General features: G+C 56.9%; 14 protein-coding genes. 12 read left to right on the top strand and 2 right to left on the bottom strand.

Annotated features, from left to right (window positions below; translation table 11 throughout):
* Nucleotides 1-39 precede the first annotated feature (39 nt).
* The 5 genes from CFBP5473_RS08280 (at nucleotide 40) to CFBP5473_RS08260 (ending at nucleotide 4,948) form a co-directional block, all read left to right on the top strand.
* The gene (locus CFBP5473_RS08280) at nucleotides 40-921 is read left to right on the top strand and encodes a phospholipase (protein ID WP_027673141.1); all 882 of its coding nucleotides are present in this window, start codon (nucleotides 40-42) and stop codon (nucleotides 919-921) included.
* Between the two features lie 169 nt (nucleotides 922-1,090).
* On the top strand, nucleotides 1,091-1,861 hold the full coding sequence (gene tpiA, locus CFBP5473_RS08275) for a triose-phosphate isomerase (protein WP_027673142.1): 771 nt from the start codon (nucleotides 1,091-1,093) through the stop codon (nucleotides 1,859-1,861).
* 102 nt (nucleotides 1,862-1,963) lie between these two features.
* Nucleotides 1,964-2,449 carry a preprotein translocase subunit SecG gene (gene secG / locus CFBP5473_RS08270; RefSeq protein ID WP_027673143.1) on the top strand — a complete coding sequence of 162 codons (486 nt, stop codon included), beginning with the start codon at nucleotides 1,964-1,966 and terminating at the stop codon, nucleotides 2,447-2,449.
* Between the two features lie 159 nt (nucleotides 2,450-2,608).
* On the top strand, nucleotides 2,609-4,237 hold the full coding sequence (locus tag CFBP5473_RS08265) for a CTP synthase (RefSeq protein ID WP_027673144.1): 1,629 nt from the start codon (nucleotides 2,609-2,611) through the stop codon (nucleotides 4,235-4,237).
* 72 nt (nucleotides 4,238-4,309) lie between these two features.
* The gene (locus CFBP5473_RS08260; protein ID WP_027673145.1) at nucleotides 4,310-4,948 is read left to right on the top strand and encodes a VOC family protein; all 639 of its coding nucleotides are present in this window, start codon (nucleotides 4,310-4,312) and stop codon (nucleotides 4,946-4,948) included.
* A gap of 61 nt (nucleotides 4,949-5,009) precedes the next feature.
* Here CFBP5473_RS08260 and CFBP5473_RS08255 read toward each other — a convergent pair whose 3' ends face one another.
* Nucleotides 5,010-6,233: a flagellar biosynthetic protein FliO gene (locus tag CFBP5473_RS08255; RefSeq protein WP_037170590.1), complete on the bottom strand. Its 1,224-nt coding sequence runs from the start codon at nucleotides 6,231-6,233 to the stop codon at nucleotides 5,010-5,012.
* A 358-nt stretch (nucleotides 6,234-6,591) separates the two neighbouring features.
* Between CFBP5473_RS08255 and cckA the strand changes: the two genes are divergently transcribed.
* The 7 genes from cckA (at nucleotide 6,592) to CFBP5473_RS08220 (ending at nucleotide 15,378) form a co-directional block, all read left to right on the top strand.
* Nucleotides 6,592-9,195: a cell cycle histidine kinase CckA gene (gene cckA / locus CFBP5473_RS08250; RefSeq protein WP_027673148.1), complete on the top strand. Its 2,604-nt coding sequence runs from the start codon at nucleotides 6,592-6,594 to the stop codon at nucleotides 9,193-9,195.
* A gap of 216 nt (nucleotides 9,196-9,411) precedes the next feature.
* The gene (locus CFBP5473_RS08245; protein WP_027673149.1) at nucleotides 9,412-9,999 is read left to right on the top strand and encodes a helix-turn-helix transcriptional regulator; all 588 of its coding nucleotides are present in this window, start codon (nucleotides 9,412-9,414) and stop codon (nucleotides 9,997-9,999) included.
* A 217-nt stretch (nucleotides 10,000-10,216) separates the two neighbouring features.
* Nucleotides 10,217-10,570: an ATP-dependent Clp protease adapter ClpS gene (clpS, locus tag CFBP5473_RS08240; protein WP_027673150.1), complete on the top strand. Its 354-nt coding sequence runs from the start codon at nucleotides 10,217-10,219 to the stop codon at nucleotides 10,568-10,570.
* 10 nt (nucleotides 10,571-10,580) lie between these two features.
* Nucleotides 10,581-13,085: an ATP-dependent Clp protease ATP-binding subunit ClpA gene (gene clpA, locus CFBP5473_RS08235; RefSeq protein WP_027673151.1), complete on the top strand. Its 2,505-nt coding sequence runs from the start codon at nucleotides 10,581-10,583 to the stop codon at nucleotides 13,083-13,085.
* A gap of 232 nt (nucleotides 13,086-13,317) precedes the next feature.
* Nucleotides 13,318-14,073 carry an AzlC family ABC transporter permease gene (locus tag CFBP5473_RS08230; RefSeq protein WP_106389292.1) on the top strand — a complete coding sequence of 252 codons (756 nt, stop codon included), beginning with the start codon at nucleotides 13,318-13,320 and terminating at the stop codon, nucleotides 14,071-14,073.
* Complete coding sequence (locus tag CFBP5473_RS08225) at nucleotides 14,070-14,411, top strand: AzlD domain-containing protein (RefSeq protein ID WP_027673153.1); 342 nt, start codon at nucleotides 14,070-14,072, stop codon at nucleotides 14,409-14,411. The genes CFBP5473_RS08230 and CFBP5473_RS08225 overlap by 4 nt, the downstream gene beginning before the upstream one ends.
* A gap of 28 nt (nucleotides 14,412-14,439) precedes the next feature.
* Nucleotides 14,440-15,378 (top strand): phosphatase PAP2 family protein, encoded by a 939-nt coding sequence (locus CFBP5473_RS08220; RefSeq protein ID WP_027673154.1) that lies wholly within the window; start codon nucleotides 14,440-14,442, stop codon nucleotides 15,376-15,378.
* 86 nt (nucleotides 15,379-15,464) lie between these two features.
* Here the strand turns inward: CFBP5473_RS08220 and CFBP5473_RS08215 are convergent, their stop codons facing one another.
* The gene (locus tag CFBP5473_RS08215) at nucleotides 15,465-15,734 is read right to left on the bottom strand and encodes a DUF982 domain-containing protein (protein WP_027673155.1); all 270 of its coding nucleotides are present in this window, start codon (nucleotides 15,732-15,734) and stop codon (nucleotides 15,465-15,467) included.
* Nucleotides 15,735-15,761: the final 27 nt, after the last annotated feature.

The following is a 15,761-nucleotide window of genomic DNA, read 5'->3' as shown; positions in this document are numbered from 1 at the left end:
GGCAAGACTTGTGGCGCAAATGAAACGGTTCCTCAAGGCATGTCCACAGCTATCTTCACCTTTTGTACTCTTTTCTGTCTCTCTGTTGCAACGCTGCCCGCCTCCGCGCAAAGCGCAGGCGGCCCGTTGAAGCCATTCAAGGACGATCTGTTTTCCAGTCAAACCGTGCTTTCCACTGGTGATGGCGGTGCTTCGCAGGTCATCGATTACCAGGAAATGCGCGACATCAATGGTCGCGACGAGACACCAGAGCGGCGCGTGAAACGGGGATATGTCGATCTAGCGTCGAAGAAATTTCAGGCCATGGAGACGATTTCAGCCGAGGGCAGGGCGATCGAGGTGGCGCGCGTCGGCGCTGCATCCGGTCAGGCTTTCACCGTCATTTTTATTCATGGCCGGGGTGGGGACCGCAGGCTTGGTGTGAATGACTACACCTTCGGCGGCAATTTCAACCGGCTAAAGAACCTCGCCGTCAACAATGGCGGCACCTACTATGCGCCGAGCGTGCGCAGTTTCGACCGGAACGGCGTGGCGGATGTTGCCGCGCTGATCGCCGATGCGAAGGCGAAATCCGGCGGGCGTCCCGTCATTCTCACCTGCGCCTCCATGGGCAGCTTTATCTGCTATGGCATCAGCCGCGATGCGCAGGCCGTCGCCAACCTCAAGGGCATGGCGATCCTTGGCGGTGCGGTCGATCCGGATTTTCCGAAGAGCGCTTTCATCAAGGCGAAAAAGCCGGTGTGGTTCACCCATGGCAGTGTGGACAAGGTGTATTCGGCGGATCAGCAGGCGGCGATGTTTCGAGGACTGCTGAAGGCGGGAGTGCCCACGCGCTTTACGCTCTATGAGACCGGCACCCACGGAACGCCGGTTCGCATGACGGACTGGCGGGCGGCTTTGAACTGGATTTTGTCTCGCTGAGCAATAAACTTGCTTCGCTCTTACCGAAACTCAGCGAAATGACGCGAATTTAACCAAAGTTTTGAACCAAAACCTTGCTTTTAAGTACCAATTCATTTCGCTGTCTATTATGACATGCATGAACTGCCGTGACAGGCACTTTTACACGCCAAGAGGAATGGAATAGCAGATGACCCCTGATGTACGCCCGCTCGTCGCTGGAAACTGGAAGATGAACGGAACGCGCGCCTCGCTTGATCAGATCAAGGCGATGGCCGAAGGGGTGAAGGGACCGCTTGCGGACAAGGTGGAAACGCTGATCTGCCCGCCCTCGACGCTGCTTTATGTTGCGACGGCTCTTTGCGAAGACAGCCCGCTGAAGATCGGCGCGCAGGATTGCCACCAGAACGCATCTGGCGCGCATACCGGCGATATCTCGGCTGAAATGATCGCGGATTGCTTTGGCACCCACGTCATCGTTGGCCACTCCGAACGCCGCACGGACCATGCCGAAACGGATCATCTGGTAAAGGCGAAGGCGACTGCTGCCTATGCCGCCGATCTCGTTGCCATCATCTGCATCGGCGAGACTGCGGATGAGCGCAAGTCCGGCCAGACGCTGGATATTCTCAAGCGCCAGCTTGCCGGTTCCGTGCCGGATGAGGCGACTGCTGCAAACACCGTGATTGCCTATGAGCCTGTCTGGGCCATCGGGACCGGCCTGACGCCGACCGTCGAAGACGTGAAGGAAGCCCACGCTTTCATGCGCGAGGAGCTCGTCAAGCGCTTCGGTACGGAAGGCAAGGGCATGCGCATTCTCTATGGCGGCTCGGTGAAGCCATCCAACGCGCTGGAGCTGATGGGCGTAGAAAATGTGGACGGCGCACTGATCGGCGGCGCGAGCTTGAAAGCAGCCGACTTCCTTTCCATCTATGCGGCATATGAGCAATTGACGGCCTGATATCGTCTTTCGTCTTTCAGGGGCTTGGAATACGCTTTCGCCTCATGTAAAGAGCCGCAAACTTCTTCATTGTGCTCCTGATGGGGCATGGAATGGATTGTCATGCAGAACGTACTGATTGTTATTCACCTCATGATCGTGCTGGCGCTTGTCGGCGTGGTGCTGATCCAGCGTTCCGAAGGCGGTGGCCTCGGTATTGGCGGCGGTTCGGGCTTCATGTCCGCACGCGGTACGGCCAATGCGCTGACCCGCACGACGGCTATCCTCGCGGCCCTGTTCTTCGCGACATCCCTCGGCCTCGGTCTTCTGACCCGTTACGAATCGCGCCCGACCGATATTCTGGACCGCATTCCGGCAACGCAGGGTCAGGGTAACGGCATTCTGGATACGCTCGGACCATCTTCTACGACGCCAGCTGCTCCGGCAGGCCAGGCGCCTGCTCAGAACGGCGCTGCCAACGAAGCACCTGCGACGCAGGCTCCGGCAACGACGACGCCAGCAGCACCGGCTGAAGGTGGCGCTGCAACGCCAGCACCGGCCCAGCCACAGGCTCCGGCCAACTCGACTGGCGTCCCGACCGGACAGTAAGTCAGTCAAACGCATAAATCTCCGGCAGGCCAAAAGCCTGCCGGTTTTCTTTTGTTCGCATTCCAGTCAGCCGCTCTTCAGGTTCGCCAACAACGAATTTGGGGAAAGGCAAAGTTTTGGCTGGCGGAATCAATCGTAAAAAGGTAACCGGTGAATCCCATGGCGCGATATGTATTCATCACAGGCGGCGTGGTCTCTTCCCTTGGGAAGGGCATTGCGGCCGCAGCACTCGGAGCGTTGTTGCAGTCCCGTGGATATCGGGTGCGGCTTCGCAAACTTGACCCCTATCTCAATGTCGACCCCGGCACGATGAGCCCCACCCAGCACGGTGAGGTTTTCGTAACCGATGATGGCGCAGAGACGGACCTCGATCTCGGTCACTACGAACGCTTTACGGGGCGTTCCGCGACTAAGACGGACAACATCACCACGGGTCGCATTTACAAGAACATCATCGATAAGGAACGCCGCGGCGATTATCTCGGCGCGACGGTTCAGGTCATTCCGCACGTCACGAACGAAATCAAGAATTTCGTGACTGAAGGCAATGAAGACTATGATTTCGTTATCTGCGAAATCGGCGGCACCGTGGGCGACATCGAGGCGATGCCCTTCATGGAAGCCATCCGTCAGGCCAAGAACGACCTGCCACGCGGCACGGCCATCTTCGTTCATCTGACACTGATGCCATACATTCCGGCAGCGGGCGAACTCAAGACCAAGCCGACCCAGCATTCCGTCAAGGAATTGCAGGCGCTGGGTATCCACCCTGATATCCTGTTGGTGCGCGCAGACCGGGAAATCCCGGATGCGGAACGCCGCAAGCTTTCGCTGTTCTGCAACGTGCGCGAATCCGCCGTCATTCAGGCTCTGGATGTCGCGAATATCTACGATGTTCCGATGGCATACCACAAGGAAGGTCTGGACAACGAGGTTTTGGCAGCATTCGGCATCGAGCCTGCGCCAAAGCCACGTCTGGAGCAGTGGGAAGAGGTTTGCGATCGTATCCACACGCCGGAAGGCGAAGTTACGATCGCAATCGTTGGCAAATATACCGGCCTCAAGGATGCATATAAGTCTCTCATCGAAGCGCTTCATCACGGTGGCATTGCCAACCGCGTGAAGGTCAAGCTTGAATGGATTGAGTCGGAAGTCTTCGAAAAGGAAGATCCAGCGCCGTATCTCGAAAAGGTCAACGCCATTCTGGTTCCTGGCGGCTTCGGCGAGCGCGGTTCGGAAGGCAAGATCCGTGCGGCACAGTTCGCGCGCGAACGTCAGGTTCCGTATTTCGGCATCTGCTTCGGCATGCAGATGGCGGTCGTGGAAGCGGCGCGTCATCTTGCTGGCATCGAGAAGGCATCCTCCACCGAATTCGGCCCGACGCAGGAACCTGTCGTTGGCCTGATGACCGAATGGGTGAAAGGCAACGAGCTCGAGAAGCGCAACTCCAAGGGCGACCTCGGCGGCACGATGCGCCTTGGCGCTTACAAGGCCGCGCTCAAGAAAGACACCAAGATTGCCGAAATCTACGGCTCGACGGATATCTCCGAACGCCACCGCCACCGCTATGAAGTGAACGTGGAATACAAGGACCGTCTGGAAAACTGCGGCCTCGTCTTCTCCGGCATGTCCCCGGATGGCCTTCTGCCGGAAACGGTGGAATACCCGGATCACCCATGGTTCATCGGCGTTCAGTACCACCCGGAACTCAAGAGCCGCCCGCTCGACCCCCACCCACTCTTCGCCAGCTTCATTGAAGCTGCGCTTGAGCGGAGCCGGTTGGTTTGATCTGTGCTTACGTGAATTAAAGAGAAGGTCGCAGCGATGCGGCCTTTTTTGCTACTGGAGTTGCGGGTTGAAATGCTGAAGCTGGACCACGTTGCCCTCATCGCCCCATCTCTGGAAGCTGGTGCTGCCTATGTCAAAGAGACGTTGGGTATAGACATGCCCTACGGCGGCAAGCATCCGCAGATGGGAACCCATAACCTTCTCCTGCGCCTTGGAACTGACGTTTTCCTGGAAGTGATTGCGGTTGATCCTGAAGCCGATCCGCCGGGCAGGCCTCGCTGGTTTGGTCTGGATGATCGTGCCACTGTTCAATCGGAATGGGATGCTGGACGACGCCTCAGAGGCTGGGTCACGCGGACGGACGACCTTGCTGGGGTGCTGACCCAGCATGCCGATAAGTTCGGGCGGCAGCAGCGCGTTTCCAGAGGGGATCCTCAGTGGCTTTTCGCCGTCACGGAGGATGGCTCGCTTCCCTGTGGTGGAGCGGCACCATGTGTGATGGATTGGGGTCCGAGGGGAAATCCAGCACATTCTATGCCCGACCATGGAATGTCTTTGATGAGCTTGGAAGTACAGCATCCAGATGTGCCGTGGGTTGAGAAACTGTATAAGGAAATCGGCATCATTGATCCGCCCAAAGTCACTTGGGGAGAACGCCTCCGGTATAGCGCCGTGATTGAAACACCTGCGGGTCTCGCGACAATCTGTTAGGCTACGTATTATTGAGATCGCTGTAAAAAGCCGCCTGAAAGACGGCCTTTTTTGTTTTCATTCACCGATCCCGCGTGACCGACATTTCGCCGAAGATACGCGCCATTTCCCTTTGCACATCCTGATCGGCTGTCTTGCCGGGCGCGTCAGAGAGTTTCGGCTCTGGCTGGCCGTCCTGAGGAGCAGGGTCAAGATCAATGGCAGGGGCGTCGGCATTGTTATTTTTGGCAATCTCGGCTTCCAGAAAGCTTTCGAAATCGCTGGTCAACTGGTCACCGAAAACAGGGCCGTTATCGCTTGGGGCGAGTGGCTCCGATTTGGGTGTGGCGGTGGCTGTAACCGGGGGCGTTGCGCGGTAGGTCGGTAGAACACGCTCGCGGGCGGCGTCTAAGAAATCGACAGCGCTTTCCTGACTGATGACGGGCTCCGACGTTTCCACCGGCTCAGGCTTCACGATGGAGAGCGGTGCTGGGGTAGGCTTGATTTCAACTGGCGGGGGTGTCTGTAAGACCGTCGGCTTTGCGACGTTTTCCGTCGGTGTTGCTGCAAGCGCGGCAGCTGCGGCGGGCGTGATTGCCGGGACGATAGGTGCTACGGGCTCACGGGCGGTGACGCGGGGAGGTGCTGCTTCAAGGTTTTCCCGCGCGGGAGCTACTGGCGCGGGCGGAACGATAGCGACTGCGGGCGCTGTTGGTGCAGGCTGAGGTCTTGCTGGTGCTGCTTGCGCAGCGTTGGTCGGCTGGGCAATCGGCGCTGGCTGCCTTTGTGGAGGCGTTGCTGCGACCGGTCGTGGCGCAGGTGGCACGACGGGAGGTTGCTTTGGTTCGGGCTGTGGTGGAGCGGTTGTTGCCACCGGGGTTGCTGGAACTGCCACCGGCCTGATCTCCTCTTGCGGCACTTGGGGCAGGCTCTTCGTTCGCTCACTGGTCAGAGCGCGTTCCGATGCAAGGGAGGGTAGGGCGTCATCCTGCGGATCGCGCACGTCCTTGAGAAAGGGAATGGCACCGATACCGCTTTCGATGACGATATCCGTCGGACCGCCGATCATGACGAGATGCTCGACATTATCGCGACGCACGAGGACGAGGCGACGGCGGGCATCGACAGCGGTTGCATCCAGCACCTGAAGACGGGGCTGCCTGTTCTTGCCGCCGCGAATGAAAGGAGCGGAGCCGCCGCGCCTGCGAATGAACCAGAGGACGATTGCCAGAAGCAGCAGAGCTACTCCGACGCCCACTACCGCCAGAATGAGGCGGTTTCCGTAAGTGCCGATAAAATCTTCCATAGCAGAGCCAGTCCCTTTAGCCTTTTGCAGCGGAAACGTTCACTGCATTACACTTGTTCACATATCGTGACAGGAAAAGACGATTTTTTTTCGCCAAGTACAAGATTTTATCCCGTTCCTCCACGAATTTGCTGCAAGTTTGGCGAAGGCAACGGCTGTTACATGTGCTTGTTGACGGCAAGTTTCACGGTCTGAGAAGAAATGACATCTATTGGCTGTGCATTCTCAACGGTTATATCACGACGGAGCTTTTTGATATTTCTGCAAGTTGCTACAAGGAAATAGAAGCGATTCCGTTCGAAGCGATTGCTTTTCGCATGTCGCAAGAGCCGGCAAAACTGCAAGGGTTAAAGCCTCGATGACCAAGGTGCGTCAAACCACTGATAACGACTTCCCCTTGGTGGACAGGCGCGCTCGTTCAGGAACGGTGCTGCGCATACTGCTGCTGGCCCTGGTTCTCGTCGCCGCGGCGGTTGCTTTCGTCTATTTCAAGGACTCGCTCGAAAACGAGATCGTGCTCGGCATTCTGGGCGTTCTCGCCATGCTCGGCATCTTCTTTCTCGTCTCGTCCGCCATCGGCTTTATCGAGGTCATGCCACAGTCCCAGTCGGATGGAATGGCCAGGCGCTTTCTGTCGTCGCATCCCGATGGCACGCTGATTACCGATCCCAAGGGGCGGCTGGTCTATGCCAACGCCACCTATTGCCAGATGACGGGTGCCACCAGAGCGACCGAAATCCAGAGCCTCGAAAACCTGCTTTCACGCGATCGCGAATCGACGGAGGCGCTTTATCGGCTGATCAACGGTCTTCGCGAAGGCCGCGATGGTTACGAGGAATTCCGGCTTCTGAAGCCTCTGAGCCAAAATGCATCTCAGGCCGGTCCGCACTGGTACCGTCTGAAGGCGCGTCTTCTGAAAGATGCCAATGGGCAGGATCTGCATGTCTTCCAGATAGCGGATATCACCACTGAGCGTGAAGATCAGGAGCGATTTTTCCGCGAGCTGCAAAACGCCATCGATTATCTCGACCACGCGCCCGCCGGGTTCTTCTCGGCAGGCCGCAAGGGCGAAATTGTCTACCTCAACGCAACGCTCTCCGAGTGGCTGGGCATCGATCTGGCGCAGTTTTCGCCCGGTTCGCTTACGGTCTCGGACATCGTTGCGGGCGAGGGCATGGCGCTGATCCATTCCGTGCAGCCGCAGGCCGGTGGCAACCGCACCGAGATGCTCGATCTCGATATGCGACGCGTCAACGGCCAGAGCATGCCCGCGCGCCTTGTTCATCAGGTAACGGCAGCGCGCGACGGAGCGCCGGGTGAAAGCCGCACGCTTGTTCTCATGCGCCCGAAGGGTCAGGAAAACGCCGAATCCTCGTCGGCCATGCGCTTCACGCGCTTCTTCAATAATACACCGATGGCAATTGCGTCTCTGGATGGAGAGGGGCGCATTCTGCGCACCAATGCGCCATTCCTGAAGCTGTTTTCAGGCGTCGTCAGCCGCGATGATATCGATAATGCAATGCCGTTCGAAGCGGTGCTGCATGATAATGAGAAGTCGAAGCTGGCAAATGCAATGAGTGCGGCCAAGGATCGGCAGGGAGATATTCCACCATTCGATTCGCGCCACCCGACGGATGAGACGCGCCATTTCCGCTTTTACGTCAACGCTGTCATCGACCAGAACGACGAGGCACCGGAAGAGGTCGCGATTGTCTATGCAATCGAGGTGACCGAGCAGAAGGCGCTCGAAACGCAGATGGCGCAGACGCAGAAGATGAACGCCGTGGGTACGCTGGCTGGCGGCATCGCGCACGATTTCAACAACGTGCTGACGGCGATCCTGCTTTCGTCGGACCACCTTCTGCTGCAAGCGCGCCCGGCGGATGCGAGTTTCGCCGACCTTATGGAAATCAAGCGCAACGCCAACCGCGCCGCCGTGCTTGTTCGCCAATTGCTCGCCTTCTCCCGCAAGCAGACGATGCGCCCGGCGGTGCTTAATCTGACCGATGTGATCGGCGATCTGCGCATGTTGGTGGATCGTCTGATTTCCGGGACCAATGTGAAGCTGGAAGTGGATTACGGGCGCGATCTCTGGCCGGTGAAGACCGATCTTTCGCAGTTCGAACAGGTGCTTATCAATCTTTGCGTCAACGCCCGCGATGCCATGCCGGATGGCGGCAAGATCAAGGTCACGACCCGCAACATGACGGCTGCCGAAGTTGCCGAACTCGGCAAATCCGATATTCCGTCGGAAGACCTCGTTATGGTCGAAGTTGCCGATACCGGCACGGGTATCCCGCCGGAAATCATGGACAAAATTTTCGAGCCCTTCTTCACCACCAAGGAAGTTGGCAAAGGCACGGGTCTCGGCCTTTCTATGGTCTATGGCATAGTCAAGCAGTCGGGCGGTTACATCTATCCGGAATCCGAAGTCGGCAAGGGCACGGCGTTCCGCATTTTCCTGCCACGCCATATTGTCGAGCAGGTTCAGCAAGCGCCTTCCGCTGCTGGCGGTAATGCCGAGCAGATCAGTGATGCAGTCGCCGCCAAGCCGGAAACCAAGGAGGAGCCTGTCGATCTGACCGGCAAGTCCGCCGTGGTTCTTCTGGTGGAAGACGAAGAGGCCGTTCGCCGTGGCGGAAAGCGCATGCTCGAAACGCGTGGATACACCGTTTATGAAGCGGGGTCGGGTACCGAGGCGCTCGATGTGATGGAGGAACTGGAAGGCAAGGTCGATATCGTCGTCTCAGACGTCGTGATGCCTGAAATGGACGGCCCTTCGCTGCTGCGAGAATTGCGCAAGTCCTATCCGGACCTCAAGTTCATTTTCGTGTCCGGTTACGCGGAAGATGCTTTTGCCAAGAACCTTCCGGCAGAAGCGAAGTTCGGTTTCCTGCCAAAACCATTCTCCCTCAAGCAGCTTGCCGTCGCCGTGCGGGAAATGCTGGATGGAGAAAACTGAAAACCCGCTCGCCGTCCGTCTGGACGAAGGGCGGTAGCCACCCCGAAAGAATGAACGGTCGCCGGGTGTCGGTACCTGCTTCATCGTCATAAGGATAAAGAAATCTATCAGCACCTGATCGACAGGATTCAAAGGATCAATACGCTGGATGAAGCTGGCGGTATTCTCGCCGATATCCAGTCTTCATTTGGGTTCCAGAGCTATTTCGTACTTGATATGGCGCGGTTGGCAGAGCCGGAGCCGATTGCTTTTCTCTATCCGTCCAACATTCCGGCGGCACTATTCCAGAACTTGGACGAATGCCTGACCGATGTCGCCACACAGCTCTTCATGCAACCTCCGGGCAACTTTGGTCCTGTACGTTGGGATTTGGAAGAAACCGTTGCGGCTGGCAATGTGGGTGACGATCTGGCGGAACGTCTTCGCGCTTACGGCAACATCATGGGTGCGAGTTTTCCGGCTATCGGGAGTTCAGGCTCTCCAAGACTTATCGGCTTTTCTGGCAGGAGAGCTCATCTCGAACTGGAGGAAATCGAGAAACTGAACCTGCTCATGATCCACATGCATGAGCGGCTGAACATTATCGGCAGGATGCAAGGCGGGCAGCGAGAGCCGCTTTCCGATCTGGAGCGGCAGGTTTTGTTCCTGACGGCAGACGGTGAGAGCTTCGAAACCATCTCCGCAAGAATGTCGCTTTCGCCGCGCACGATACAGTATCTGGTGGACTCGATCTGTCGCAAGATGGAAGTGGCGACCATGGAACATGCGGTGGCAATCGCGCTTCGGCGGTCGCTGATCGTGTGAGGCACGTTGAACGGGAAAGCGAAGTGGAGCCTACCTCTCTACGCTTTTGACAGGGACTTCCGTAATCCTTCGAACTTTCGTCGAGAAGAAACGGATTAGTGATTGCAGTGCAGCGCAAGGGGCTTAAAATCGCCGGCTGAAGACCTAAATAAGAAGAGGCGAAATTCTTACTCGCACCCTTCAGCGCTTGCGGGTTTGATTTGGAGAATGATGAAAGATGATCGTTAAGTCGATCTATATGCAGGGCGAGGGCGAAGGGGAAGACGGCGGAACGAACCGCGGCACGTCTGTTATCACCCGCACCAAGCCAAAAACGAAACGGCCGAATTTGTACCGTGTCCTTCTTCTGAACGACGATTACACTCCTATGGAGTTCGTCATTCACATTCTGGAGCGTTTTTTCCAGAAGGACAGGGAAGCCGCCACACGGATCATGCTGCATGTCCATCAGCATGGTGTGGGTGAATGCGGGGTCTTTACTTATGAGGTCGCAGAGACAAAAGTAAGCCAGGTCATGGATTTCGCCCGACAGCACCAGCACCCGCTGCAGTGCGTCATGGAAAAGAAATGAGGATCGCAACGTGCCAACTTTTTCCCCGAGTCTCGAGAAGGCGCTGCACCAGGCACTGACCTTTGCAAATGAGCGTCACCATGAATATGCGACGCTTGAACATCTGCTACTTGCGCTGATCGATGACGTCGACGCCGCCGCCGTTATGGGCGCCTGCAACGTCGATATTCCCGCGTTGCGCAAGACAGTGGTCGATTATGTCGACAACGAACTTTCCAACCTCGTCACAGGATATGACGAGGATTCAAAGCCCACATCCGGCTTCCAGCGCGTCATTCAGCGCGCAGTCATTCACGTTCAGTCATCCGGTCGCGAAGAAGTGACGGGGGCGAATGTGCTTGTGGCAATTTTCGCAGAGCGCGAAAGCCACGCTGCATACTTCCTGCAGGAGCAGGAGATGACCCGCTACGATGCGGTCAACTACATTTCGCATGGCATCGGCAAGCGCCCCGGCTCCTCCCAGACCCGCACTCCACGCGGCGCCGACGAGAGCGAGAATGAAGCAAAACCTGCCCGTAATAGTGGCTCCGAGGACGATGGTTCCGGCGCAAAGAAGCAGCAGGACGCACTCAAGGCTTACTGCGTCAACCTCAATGACAAGGCCCGCAACGGCAAGATCGATCCTCTGATCGGTCGTCATGAAGAGGTGAACCGCACGATCCAGGTTCTGTGCCGTCGTTCCAAGAATAACCCGCTTTATGTGGGTGATCCGGGCGTTGGCAAAACTGCGATTGCAGAAGGTCTCGCCAAGCGCATCGTGGAAGGCAAGGTCCCGGAAGCGTTGAAGAACGACACGATCTTCTCGCTGGATATGGGTACGCTGCTTGCGGGCACGCGGTATCGCGGTGATTTCGAGGAGCGTCTGAAGCAGGTCGTCAAGGAACTCGAGGAGTTTCCGGGCGCCGTGCTGTTCATCGATGAAATCCACACTGTCATTGGCGCCGGTGCCACTTCCGGCGGCGCTATGGATGCGTCCAACCTTCTGAAGCCTGCGCTCTCTTCCGGTGCGATCCGTTGCATCGGCTCGACGACCTATAAGGAATACCGCCAGTTCTTCGAGAAGGACCGCGCGCTGGTTCGTCGCTTCCAGAAGATCGACGTCAACGAACCGTCCATCGATGATGCTATCGAAATCATGAAAGGCTTGAAGCCTTACTTCGAGGACTACCATCACCTTCGTTACACCAACGAGGCGATCAAGGCTGCGGTGGAGCTTTCCGCTCGCTATATTTCCGATCGCAAGCTGCCGGATAAGGCCATCGATGTGATTGATGAAACGGGTGCGGCACAGATGCTGCTTCCGGCATCCAAGCGCCGCAAGCTGATCACCGAGAAGGAAATCGAAGTCACCATCGCGACCATGGCACGCATTCCGCCAAAGACGGTCTCGAAGGATGACGAGATGGTTCTGGCCAATCTCGAGCAGGAACTTCGCTCGGTGGTTTATGGTCAGGATACGGCCATCGAGGCTCTTTCGACTGCCATCAAGCTGGCGAGAGCTGGCCTGCGCGAGCCGAACAAGCCGATTGGTTCCTACGTCTTCTCAGGCCCGACGGGCGTTGGTAAGACGGAAGTTGCCAAGCAACTGGCCTCGTCTCTGGGCGTGGAAATGCTGCGCTTCGATATGTCGGAATATATGGAGCGGCATACGGTTTCCCGTCTGCTCGGTGCGCCTCCCGGCTATGTCGGCTTCGATCAGGGCGGTCTTCTGACCGATGGCGTCGACCAGCATCCGCATTCCGTGGTGCTGCTGGACGAAATCGAGAAGGCGCATCCAGACATCTACAACATTCTGTTGCAGGTCATGGACCACGGCTCGCTGACCGATCACAACGGCAAGAAGATCGACTTCCGCAACGTCATCCTCATCATGACGACGAATGCGGGCGCTTCGGAGATGGCGAAATCCGCCATCGGCTTCGGGTCGTCCAAGCGCTCGGGCGAGGATGAAGAGGCGCTGAACCGCCTGTTCACGCCGGAATTCCGCAACCGTCTGGATGCGATCATTCCGTTCTCGCCACTGCCGACAGCCGTCATCCACAAGGTGGTACAGAAGTTCGTCATGCAGCTTGAAACGCAGCTGTCCGAACGCAACGTCACCTTCGATCTGCATGAGGATGCAATCGCCTGGCTCGCAGAGAAGGGCTATGATGAGAAAATGGGTGCTCGTCCACTTGGGCGTGTCATTCAGGAGCACATCAAGAAGCCGCTCGCCAATGAGATTCTCTTCGGCAAGCTCAAGAAGGGCGGTGTTGTCAGCGTCAGCCTGGACAAGAGTGCCGACGGCAAGGATGGCCTGAAGCTGGATGTTCTGCCAGAGACGGCTCCGGTAAAGCCGAAGCCAGAAGCGGAACTCAAGGCAGCCAAGTCTCCGGGCAAGGCGAAGTCCAAGAGCAAGGCTGCCAAGGTTGAGGAACAGACCGAGGTGCTGTTAGCCGAAGACGAAAAGAAGAACGATGAAGCCAAGCCACGTCGCAAAGGCAACACCGTTCCGAAAGTGCCGAAGAAGAAGTAAGACGGCCTGAAAATATTGCTGGTTTGAAAGCGGCGGGGAGAAATCTCCGCCGCTTCTGTTTTGACAGAACCAAAATGGACGCTGCGTAACCGAACTTTATACCGGATTAGCGGGGCGGCCATTTTTCAACGCGCATCAGCGGAAAAGCATGGTAGAGGAGAGGTGAGCATTCGGCCTTTATGAACGGCCATGCCAGCTTTTTTTTGACTATCGATTGCTTCCGGAAATTCTGATGTCTGCATACGGTGATACCGACTCGCTTCTTCTCTGGTTTGCCAGGGGAATGCGAGGAATCTTCTCGCTTCCCGCCCTCATTCTCATGACATCCTTCGTCGGCTTCAGCGCCTTTGCGCTGGAGTCCGGCGTCACCCGGGGCGAGGCGGTGTTCATGACGCTGACGATCTGGGCTCTTCCGGCAAAAATGATCCTGATCGGATCTATGGTCAGCGGGGCAGGGCTTGCTGCCTGTTTTCTGGCAGTCACTCTGTCTTCCATTCGCATGATGCCCATGGTGGCGTCGATCATCCCGGAAATGCGAACGGCCAGAACACCAACATGGCTTTTGCTTTTCCTGTCGCATTTCGTGGCGATCACCGCTTGGGTCTATGCCACCCAAAACCTGTCCAAAGTCCCGCGCGAAGCACGGCTTGCTTGGTTTGCGGGCTTCGGAATGACGTTGACGCTGGTCAACGCGGCCATCGTCGCCATTTGTTACGGCGTCGTCGCTGCCTTCCCACCGCTCGTCGCGGGCGTGCTGTTCTTCCTGACGCCGGTCTATTTCATCTCTTCGATCTGGGCGTCGGCGCGACACTCGGTCGTCAAGGTCGCCTTCGTCATTGGTGTGATTGGCGGGCCGCTTTTTGCGGTCATCGAACCAGAATTCGACATTCTTTATGCGGGCATCGGCGGCGGAACGCTGGCCTATCTGATCGACCGTTTCTGGCTGCGCCGCCGAATTGAGCCAACTTCCGTGGAGGGCGAGCCATGACCGACGCTTGGTGGGCGCCCTATCTTTTCATCGCCATCGCAGGCTGGATCGCGACGGATTTCTGGCGCTGGCTTGGCGTTCTTGCGGGCAACAAGCTGAGGGAAGATTCCGAAGCCTTGCACTGGGTGAGGGCGGTTGCGACGGCGCTTGTCATGGCCGTCACGGCAAAGCTGGTGGTTTTACCAACGGGAACATTGGAGCATACGCCGATGTGGCTGCGAATTGGCGCGGCGGCACTTGGTTTTGGCGCATTTCTTTTAAGCGGTCAGCGCGTGTTTGTCGGCGTCGCTGTTCCGGTGCTGCTGCTTGCGGCAGGTCTCATGTTTATCGGTATTTAGCTCTTTATGATTTTTTCGGACTATTCATATGCATCTATTTATTGCCGAGCGCTTCGTTCTCGCTGTCACCTCTATATTATATCTGATCGACATCACCCTGATCATTCATAAGGGCGTAAAGGTAGACCTTATCGGCTACGGCTTTTCTATGATGACAGGCGTTGCTCTATTGCTGATGGGTCAACTCTATCGCGGACTGAAGCGAAGCCCGAATCTTGCAACGGCGTTGATTTCCGCTGGCCTTTTCATCCTCTTTTCCATCAGTGCCTCCGGCTTCAATTACATGTTTTTGCCGGTGCAATATGCGACGATTGATCATGCTTTGATGCAGGTGGATGCCTGGGTGGGATATGAGTGGAGCAGCTTTGTAAGCTGGGCTGCGATGTATCCGCTCATTGGAAAGGCGCTGTTCATCGTTTATGCCACTTCGCTGCCTCAACTGCTGGCAATCGTCATCACACTCGGCTTCACAGGCAAAAGCCGGAAACTACATCATTTTCTGGTGACGGGGATATTGGGCGCGCTCGCTTCCATTGCGGTTTGGATATTCTTTCCCACCCATGGCGCAAAGGCCTACCAGTATCTGCCTGTGTGGGTCATGCAAGCCATCCCCCTCGCAGTCGATCCCGCTTACGGGCAGGAGCTCATAAGATTAGGGCGCGAGGGTGTGAGCTATCTTTCGCCAGCAAATGTGCTTGGCCTCATCGGCTTCCCCTCGTTTCACATATTCATGGCGGCAATGTCGGTCTGGTTCGTGCCGCGCTATACGTTTGCCCTCGTTGCGGCTTGGGGGCTCAACCTCATGATGGTCCCCGCGACTCTCGTTCAGGGTGGACATCATCTTTCCGATGTATTCGGAGGATTGATCCTTTTTGCGATCATCTGCCCCTTATCCTCAAAGCTGCTTGACTGGATGGCGAGGGTGGAGGAAGAGCAGTCCACGCCAGCTCCCAATCCAGCTGTGTGAGATTTGTAGAAAAAGCAAAGGGCTGATCGATTACCGTCAGCCCTCTGGTTTTCGAATTTCGCGTCATTAGCCCCGACGCCAAATCCTCAATGAATGTTCAGAATATGCGCGTGGCTGCTTGCAGCCATGAACGCTTCTCTGGCCGATTCGATGTCGCATCTGCCTGAAATCGCTTCCAGACATTGTCGCTTGGCTTCCTCATATTCCATGCCGTGGTCGTTCGGCCAACGATACATCAGCATGTCGAGAGCGACCAACGGACTATAGATTTCCACCGCAGCGCACCGGGGCAAATGAACTGCTACCGGCTTTATCCACTGTGCGTGGTGGCATGGATCAGTTTTATGAATAAGCATGTGATCCTCCTTCCCTACCGCCAGCGG

This window comes from Agrobacterium larrymoorei (genome assembly GCF_005145045.1).
In the GTDB taxonomy this organism is placed as follows: domain Bacteria; phylum Pseudomonadota; class Alphaproteobacteria; order Rhizobiales; family Rhizobiaceae; genus Agrobacterium; species Agrobacterium larrymoorei.
The sequence above is the reverse complement of the archived record's forward strand: the minus strand, read 5'-3'. Positions and strand labels throughout refer to the sequence as shown.

Coding starts and splice junctions, on each gene's coding strand:
- tpiA (WP_027673142.1), top strand. CDS start 1,091: ATGACCCCTGATGTACGCCCGCTCGTCGCTGGAAACTGGAAGATGAAC.
- CFBP5473_RS08220 (WP_027673154.1), top strand. CDS start 14,440: ATGCATCTATTTATTGCCGAGCGCTTCGTTCTCGCTGTCACCTCTATA.
- CFBP5473_RS08265 (WP_027673144.1), top strand. CDS start 2,609: ATGGCGCGATATGTATTCATCACAGGCGGCGTGGTCTCTTCCCTTGGG.
- CFBP5473_RS08255 (WP_037170590.1), bottom strand. CDS start 6,233: ATGGAAGATTTTATCGGCACTTACGGAAACCGCCTCATTCTGGCGGTA.
- CFBP5473_RS08230 (WP_106389292.1), top strand. CDS start 13,318: ATGTCTGCATACGGTGATACCGACTCGCTTCTTCTCTGGTTTGCCAGG.
- CFBP5473_RS08245 (WP_027673149.1), top strand. CDS start 9,412: ATGGCGCGGTTGGCAGAGCCGGAGCCGATTGCTTTTCTCTATCCGTCC.
- clpS (WP_027673150.1), top strand. CDS start 10,217: ATGATCGTTAAGTCGATCTATATGCAGGGCGAGGGCGAAGGGGAAGAC.
- secG (WP_027673143.1), top strand. CDS start 1,964: ATGCAGAACGTACTGATTGTTATTCACCTCATGATCGTGCTGGCGCTT.
- CFBP5473_RS08260 (WP_027673145.1), top strand. CDS start 4,310: ATGCTGAAGCTGGACCACGTTGCCCTCATCGCCCCATCTCTGGAAGCT.
- cckA (WP_027673148.1), top strand. CDS start 6,592: ATGACCAAGGTGCGTCAAACCACTGATAACGACTTCCCCTTGGTGGAC.
- CFBP5473_RS08280 (WP_027673141.1), top strand. CDS start 40: ATGTCCACAGCTATCTTCACCTTTTGTACTCTTTTCTGTCTCTCTGTT.
- CFBP5473_RS08225 (WP_027673153.1), top strand. CDS start 14,070: ATGACCGACGCTTGGTGGGCGCCCTATCTTTTCATCGCCATCGCAGGC.
- CFBP5473_RS08215 (WP_027673155.1), bottom strand. CDS start 15,734: ATGCTTATTCATAAAACTGATCCATGCCACCACGCACAGTGGATAAAG.